The sequence below is a fragment of the Frankia sp. AgKG'84/4 genome (genome assembly GCF_023242965.2).
In the GTDB taxonomy this organism is placed as follows: Bacteria; Actinomycetota; Actinomycetes; order Frankiales; family Frankiaceae; genus Frankia.
Genome location: NZ_JALKFU020000603.1, coordinates 1 through 3087, shown reverse-complemented (window position 1 = coordinate 3087; position 3087 = coordinate 1). Strand labels below are relative to the sequence as shown.

The window sequence follows — 3087 nt, the reverse complement described above, 5'->3', positions numbered from 1 at the left end:
CCCGGCGCCTGATCCGCCGGCGGCGGTGAGCCGGAGCTGGCGGCGCTGGCGACGGTGAGCGTGATCGTGGTGTCGCGGCGAACCGTGCCCGCCTCGGGCGACTGGGCGATCACGGTGCCCGCGGCCTGGCCGGGCGCCGGCCGCTGCTGCACGATGACGTCGAGACCGTAGCCGCGCAGTGCCGACTCCGCGGCGGCGCGTGGCTGACCCACCACGTCGGGCACACCGATCTGCGTGCTCACCACGGTGATCGTCACCGGCGAGCGGGGCGCCACCCGGGTGCCCACCGGGGGATCCACCGCCTCCACCCGGCCGGGCCCGACCGAGGACGGGCCGGTCTGCGTCCGCACCGTCACGACCAGTCCGAAGGTCGTCAGGGTTCCCCGCGCGTCCAGCTCGGTGCGGCCGATCACGTCGGCGATGGTGGCGAACTCCGGCCCCGGGGTCTCGGGCGCCCCCGGCTCGGGCGTCGTCGCGGTCCGCGGGCTCGGGCTCACTCCGGGCGGCCCCCCGGTCCGGTCGCCGGGGGAGGCGGTGACGCCCGGCGTGGTCGCGGTGTCCCCGTCCGACACCGTGATCGTGATCGTCGTCGAGCGGCTGACGACGCTGCCGCTGGGCGGACTGACCTGGATGACCATCCCTCGCGCGACGCCCGCGTCCGGTTTCGTCACCCGCGCGAGGGTGGTGAGACCGGCGGCGCGCAGTCGCGCGGCGGCGTCGTCGGCGGTCAGGCTGATCAGGCCGGCGGGGACGACGAGGTACCCGGCATCGGCGAGGGCGCTGGGGGCGGGGGTGGAGGTGGTGGGGCCGGGCCCGCGTGGGCCGCGTGCGGCGAGCGCCACGACGCTGGCCGTGACCAGCACGGCCAGCGTCATCACCGCGATCAGAAGCCCGCCGCGGCGCCCGATCGCCCTCGCGGCGGGCTGGGGTCCGCCCCGCGCCGTGACGGGCTCCCCGGCCCCGCCCGGCGTCACCACGCCGGCGGTGTGGGGTGGTGGCGGGGAGTCGGCGGGCGCACGTGGCGCACGTGGTGCGCGTGGTGCGCGTGGTGCGCGTGAGGTCCCGGGACCGTCGGTGGGGTCGGCGGGGGTCGGCGCGGCGAGGGGGCGGCGCAGGTCGAGCAGCCCGCTCGCCACGTTCGTCGGTGCCGCGGACGGTGCGTCGAGCTGCACTCCGAGCCGGACCATGCGGGCGAAGATCTCCTCGGCCGACGGTCGCGCGGCCGGATCGCGGCGCATCGCGTCCCGGACGATCGCGGCGAGAGGCGGGTCCAGTCCGTCGAGATCGACGTCGGTCGTGGCGATGCGGTAGAGCAGCGTCGGCACCGCGCCGGTGCCGAACGGCGGCCGCCCGGTGCCCGCGAACACGACCAGGCCGCCCCAGGCGAACACGTCGGTCGCCGGCGACACGGGCTCACCCCGGGCCTGCTCCGGTGCCATGAACATCGGTGTGCCGATGGCCTTGTCGTGGGTGATGGTGGAACTGTCCGCCGCCCGGGCGATCCCGAAGTCGATCACACGTGGGCCGAGCGGGGAGAGCAGCACGTTCGACGGCTTGAGGTCGCGATGGACCAGCCCGGCGCCGTGGATCGCGGTCAGCGCCGCCGCGACGCTCACCGCGACCCGCTCCCCGTCGGCGGACCCGAGCGGCCCGTCGGCCGCGACCTGATCCGCCAGCGTCCGCCCGGCGATGAACTCGGTGACCAGGTAGGGGGCCGCGTCCGGCGGGTCGGCGACGGCCAGGACCTCCGCCGTGCAGAACCGGGCGACCCGGCGGGCGACCTGCGCCTCCCGGCGAAAGCGCGCCCGGTACTCGGCGTCGTCGGCGAGCTCGGAGCGGACCACCTTCACCGCGACCAACCGACCCGTCGCGGTGTCCCGGCCGAGATAGACGGTGCCCATCCCGCCCTCGCCCAGGCGGGACAGCAGCTCGTAACCGCCCAGGTCACGCGGGTCGGACGGCTGCAGCGGACTTCCCGCGGTGGCGCCGCCGACGGTGCCATCGTCGCGCTCGCCGGGACGGGGGTCCGCACCCGGGCCAGGACCGCCCGTGGCCGCGTGCGAGTACGAGTACGAGTTCACGACACCTCCGCCCGGGCCATGTGCGTCTGGGCACGGCGTAGCGCCCTCGCACACAGTGACGTGCTGGTCGGCCACCGGGTTGTCCGCCGACGGCGCGTCGGTGGCTGTCCGCCTCCCGACACCCGGCCCCCGGTCCGGTCACCGCGCGGTCAGCCGGCGGTGGGCGTCGGGTCCGGCGCGGGCGCCAGCAGGCTCAGACGCTCGCCGCGCCAGCGGCGGCGGATCGCCCGGTCGTGGCTGACCAGCACGATCGCGCCCGGGTAGGCGTTCAGGGCCGTCTCCAGCTCCTCGACGAGGGCGAGGGAGAGATGGTTCGTCGGCTCGTCGAGCAGCAGCACGTCAACAGGGTCGCGCAGGACCCGCGCGAGGGCGAGGCGCTGGCGCTGCCCGGCCGAGGCCCGGCCGATCGGCACGCTCAGCTGCTCGGCGCCGAACAGGCCGAACGACAGCAGCGCGGCAGCGTGTTCACGGGCGGTGCCGGGACGGCCCCGGGCGAAGGCCGCGAGCAGGCTGCGGTCCGGGTCCTCGACGTCGATCCGCTGGGGGAGATACCCGGCCGTGGCTCGGCGGGTCAGCGCGCCCTGGTCGGGGGCGAGCTCGCCGGCGAGGACCCGCAGCAGGGTGCTCTTGCCCGCGCCGTTGGCGCCGTCGACCAGCAGCCGCCCGCCGGCCGGGACCGTCACGCGCACGGGGGCGAGTCGGCCGGCGACGGCGACGTCCACCGCGTCGAGCACGACGCCGCTGCCCGCGACGGTGGACATCGCCGGGCCGGCGGGCTGGGCGGGCTGGGCGGGCAGGGCGAAACACAGTGGCTGCGGGGGCGGGTCGACCGGGTTGGCGAGCAGGCGGCGAAGCCGTTCCTCGGCGTTGCGCACCCGGCTGGCGACGGCCTGCTGGACGCGGTCCCCGGCGATGCCGTAGGACATCTTGTTGTTGTCCGTCGGGCCACGGTAGGCCGCGCCGCGCCGGGCCGTGGCGGCGGCGGCCTCGCGCTGGCGGGCGACGT

General features: G+C 76.8%; 2 protein-coding genes. Both read right to left on the bottom strand.

Annotation, left to right across the window (positions count from 1 at the left end; translation table 11 throughout):
- The coding region (locus MXD58_RS23825; RefSeq protein WP_250609963.1) for a protein kinase domain-containing protein at positions 1–2081 on the bottom strand (2081 nt) is incomplete at its 3' end.
- A gap of 149 nt (positions 2082–2230) precedes the next feature.
- Positions 2231–3087: ATP-binding cassette domain-containing protein (locus tag MXD58_RS23820; protein WP_250609962.1), on the bottom strand; the 857-nt coding region annotated here is incomplete at its 5' end.